General features: G+C 73.4%; 4 protein-coding genes and 1 pseudogene. All 5 read right to left on the minus strand.

The window, feature by feature from the left end:
• The coding region (locus AC1DP0_RS19420; protein WP_478087700.1) for a proton-conducting transporter transmembrane domain-containing protein at nucleotides 1-664 on the minus strand (664 nt) is incomplete at its 3' end.
• Nucleotides 655-2,568: an NADH-quinone oxidoreductase subunit 5 family protein gene (locus AC1DP0_RS19425; RefSeq protein WP_478087702.1), complete on the minus strand. Its 1,914-nt coding sequence runs from the start codon at nucleotides 2,566-2,568 to the stop codon at nucleotides 655-657. The genes AC1DP0_RS19425 and AC1DP0_RS19420, both read right to left, overlap by 10 nt.
• The gene (gene nuoK, locus AC1DP0_RS19430) at nucleotides 2,565-2,930 is read right to left on the minus strand and encodes an NADH-quinone oxidoreductase subunit NuoK (RefSeq protein ID WP_478087704.1); all 366 of its coding nucleotides are present in this window, start codon (nucleotides 2,928-2,930) and stop codon (nucleotides 2,565-2,567) included. The genes AC1DP0_RS19425 and nuoK overlap by 4 nt, the downstream gene beginning before the upstream one ends.
• Nucleotides 2,927-3,529, minus strand: a complete 603-nt coding sequence (locus AC1DP0_RS19435) for an NADH-quinone oxidoreductase subunit J family protein (protein WP_478087706.1) — start codon at nucleotides 3,527-3,529, stop codon at nucleotides 2,927-2,929. The genes nuoK and AC1DP0_RS19435 overlap by 4 nt, the downstream gene beginning before the upstream one ends.
• A pseudogene (locus tag AC1DP0_RS19440) lies at nucleotides 3,526-3,761 on the minus strand (4Fe-4S ferredoxin); the annotation flags it as partial. The gene AC1DP0_RS19435 and the pseudogene AC1DP0_RS19440, both read right to left, overlap by 4 nt.

The following is a 3,761-nucleotide window of genomic DNA, read 5'->3' on the forward strand; positions in this document are numbered from 1 at the left end:
GCGGCACCTTGATCCCGAGCCCGAGCAGCAGGATCGCTGCGATGGCCACCTGCTGCGACCGGGAGAGGCCGGCGCCGTGGCGGTCCGCCAGGACGGTGAGGTCGCTCGTTCCCTGGTAGTGCACGAGGAAGAGGATGCCGACGAGCATCAGCGTCGAGCCGAGCACGGTGAAGAGCACGAAGCGGCCGGCGGCGTCTGCGCGCGTCTCGTCCGGCACGTGGTCGTCGCCGAAGCGGCGCACGAGCACCCACATCGGCACGAGGACGACCTCGAAGGCGATGAAGAAGAGGATGGCGTCGCGCGCCATGAACGTCGCGAGCGCCCCCGACTCGACGAGCAGGATGCAGCCGATGAAGGTCGAGCCCGTGCCGCCCCTCGGGATCGGGCCGGAGAGCGCGTGTGCGACGACGGCGACGGTGAGCAACGCCGTGAGGAGGACGAGCGCGGCCGAGATGCCGTCGACGCCGAAGTGCCAGCGGACGCCGAGGGAGCGGATCCACGGCGCGTCCACCTCGTCACGTCCTCGGACGACGACGACGGCGAGCACGGCTGTCACGACGGTCGCTCCGAGCGCGATGCCACGCTCGACCGTGGACTCACCGGGGATCGCGATGAGGGCGATCGCCGCGAGCAGCGGCAGCAGGAGCATCAGGGTCAGCGCCACGCCGTCACCCCCAGGATCGCGACGAGCACGACGCCCGCGAGCAGGCTCAGCAACGACAGCGACGGCACGCCGCGGTGGCTGCGCTCACCGGCGCGCCCCGCGGCCCGTGCCACGACGGCGGCCGCCCGTGGGTAGGCGTCGACGACGTCACGGTCCAGGGTGACGACGAGCCGCGCGACCGCGGTCACCGCCCACCCGACGCCGACGTATGCCGTGTCGACGCCGAACCCACGCACTGCCGGCTCCCGGACGTGGCCGGGGATGAGGTCGGCGACGTCGACCCGACCGCGGTCGCTGAGGGACCACACGGCATACGCGGCGCCGGCGATGAGCAGGACGGACAGGAGGGCGCTGAGGACGCCGACCTGCACGCCACCGCGCAGGCTCGTGAGCAAGAGCGTGCCGACGACCGTGAGGGCCGCGAGGGCCGAGACGACGAGCGCGGCGGGCAGGGTGATGGCGGCGTGCCCGTGCGCATGGACGCGCTCGACCTCGGCGTCGTCGGCGCTGTCGGCGGCCGTCACGACGGCGACGTCCTCCTCGGCGACGACGGCCGGCGCAGCGGCGGGCAGCTCGCCGGTCGCGGCCACCGGGGTGTCGAGGAGCAGCCAGGCTCGGGTGCAGTAGGCCGCGGTCAGCACGACGGTGACGAAGAGCGCCACGACGACGAGCCAGGCGCGGAACCCGCCGCCGCCCGTCGCGCCCTCGAGGGCGGCATCGATGACGGTGTCCTTGGTGAAGAAGCCGATGAGCGGCGGCACCCCCGCCAACGCGGCCAGGCCGATGCCCATCGACCAGCGCAGCGCCCCGGTCGGCCGGAGCCGACCACGCAGCGCCGCGAGCGCCGTCGCGCCGGCCAGCACCGAGAGCCAGCCGGCAGCGAGGAAGAGCAGCGCCTTGAAGAACGCGTGTCCGATCAGGTGCGAGAGGCCGGCGCCGGGGCCGAGCTCGGCGGGCGCCGCGGCCAGGGCCGAGAGCATGATCGCGACCTGGCTCAGGGTCGAGTAGGCGAGCATCCGCTTGAGGTCGGTCTGGGCGAGCGCGATGAGGGCGGCATAGACCATCGTCACCGCGACGAGGATCGCGAGCAGCGTTCGGGCTCCGTTGTCCTCGGCGTAGAGCGGGAAGAGGCGCGCGATGACATAGGTGCCGGCGGCGACCATCGTCGCCGCGTGGATGAGGGCCGACGCCGGGGTCGGGCCCTCCATCGCGTCGGGGAGCCAGTCGTGGAAGGGCACGAGACCCGACTTGCCGGCCACCCCGATGACGACACCGACGAGCCCGACGGTCAGCAGCGTGCGGTCGCCCGTGGTCGTGAGCACCGCCTGGAGGTCCGTGGAGCGGGCTCCCACCGAGAGCGCGATGATGCCGACGACCATCCCGATGTCGGCCACCCGGGTGACGAGGAACGCCTTGTAGGCGGCCCGCCGGGCTGCCGGACGCTCGCTGTCGTGGCCGATGAGCAGCCACGAGCACCAGCCCATGAGCTCCCAGCCGACGAGCACGAGGACGAGGTCGCCGGCCTGGACGAGGAGCAGCATGCCGGTCGCGAAGAGCGAGACGGTGGCGGCGAACCGACCGTAGCGGTGGTCGTCGCGCAGGTACCACGCGGTGAAGACCTGGATGCCCAGCACGACGAGGGCGACGACGAACGACACGAGCCCCGAGGCCTGGTCGGACAGCAGGTGCAGCGGAGCCGAGAGGTCACCGAGCGGGAGCCTTCCGATGGTGTCGATGTCGGCGGTGCGCGACGGCGCGACCCACTGGACGAGGGCGAGAACCGTGACCGCGACGGCCGCCGCGACGGCCACGCCGGCGGCCAGGGCTCGCCGTCGTCCCACGAGCAGCCCGATGGCGGCGGCGAGCGCCGGGAGCACGACGAGCATCCGCACGACCCAGCTCACGACGTCCCCTCCCCCGCCGGCTCGGGGTGTCCCTCGGGCAGGTCGTCAGGGAGGTCGTCAGTGAGGTCGGGCACCGCGGTGAGGTCGATGTGGCCGGCGCGGCGGAACATCACGAGGATGACGGCGAGCGCCACCGTGATCTCGGCGGCGGCGATGGTGATGACGAAGAGGGTCAGGACCGGACCAGCCGAGAGCGGCGTCCTCGGGCGGCTGCCCGCCGTGACGAGCAGGAGGTTGGCGGCGTTGAGGATGAGCTCGACGCCGATGAGGACGAGGACGGCGTTGCGCCGCGCGAGGACGCCGTAGACCCCGATGCCGGCGAGCAGGGCGGCGAGGCCGGCCGGGAGCGAGGGGTGGATCATCCGTGTCCCCTCGGCGCCGAGGCCGCCGCCGCTGCCGCTGCCGTCGGCGTCGGCGTTTGCGGGGTGACGGCTCGGCGGTCCCGCTCGCCGTCCGGCTGCAGGACGAGGCGCGAGACCGCGAAGGCGCCGATGAGCGCGACGAGCAGCAGCACCGAGAGCAGCTCGAAGGGCCAGACCCAGGTGCCGAAGACCGCCTGGGCCACTTGGGGCGTGGTCGTCTGCGGGGTGTCGAGGTCGGCGGTCGCCCCGGAGAAGAGGGGCAGCAGCAGCGACGCCAGCAGGGCCGTCGTCGCGCCCCCGAGCACCGCGCCGGCGATCCGCTGCCAGCGCGGCGTGTCGATCTCGGCGTGGGGACCGATCGGGGCGCGGGTGAGCATCAGGGCGAAGAGCACGAGCACGACGATGGCGCCGACGTAGACGAGCAGCTGGACCAGGCCGACGAGCTCCTGGCCGAGCACGAGGTAGACGCCGGCCAGCGAGCCGAGCGAGACGAGCAGCCACAGGGCGGCGTGGACGACGTGCTTCGTCGTCACCGACAGCAGGGCCGAGAGTGCGGTGACGGCACCGACAGCGACGAAGACGATGTCGCGGGTGGTCACTCGCGGTCCTGCTCGTCGGTCGACACCGTCGGCAGCACCTGCGTCGAATCCCCTTGCGCCGCAGCCTGGTCCGCGGCCTGCTCCGCCTCGGCGCCGTCGGCGGGCGGGAGGGGCGACGTCTGCTCCACCGCGGGCAGGACCCGCGTCGGGTCGGTCGTCGCGGGCGTCGCCGGCGTGGACTCCTTGCGCACCCGGGTCGGTCGCGCAGCGGCCCCGGCCGCACGCGTACCAC

The sequence above is a fragment of the Terrabacter sp. P5_B1 genome (assembly GCF_056400505.1).

Excerpts from the sequence above, each read along its gene's own strand:
- nuoK (WP_478087704.1), bottom strand. The coding sequence starts at position 2,930 with ATGATCCACCCCTCGCTCCCGGCCGGCCTCGCCGCCCTGCTCGCCGGC.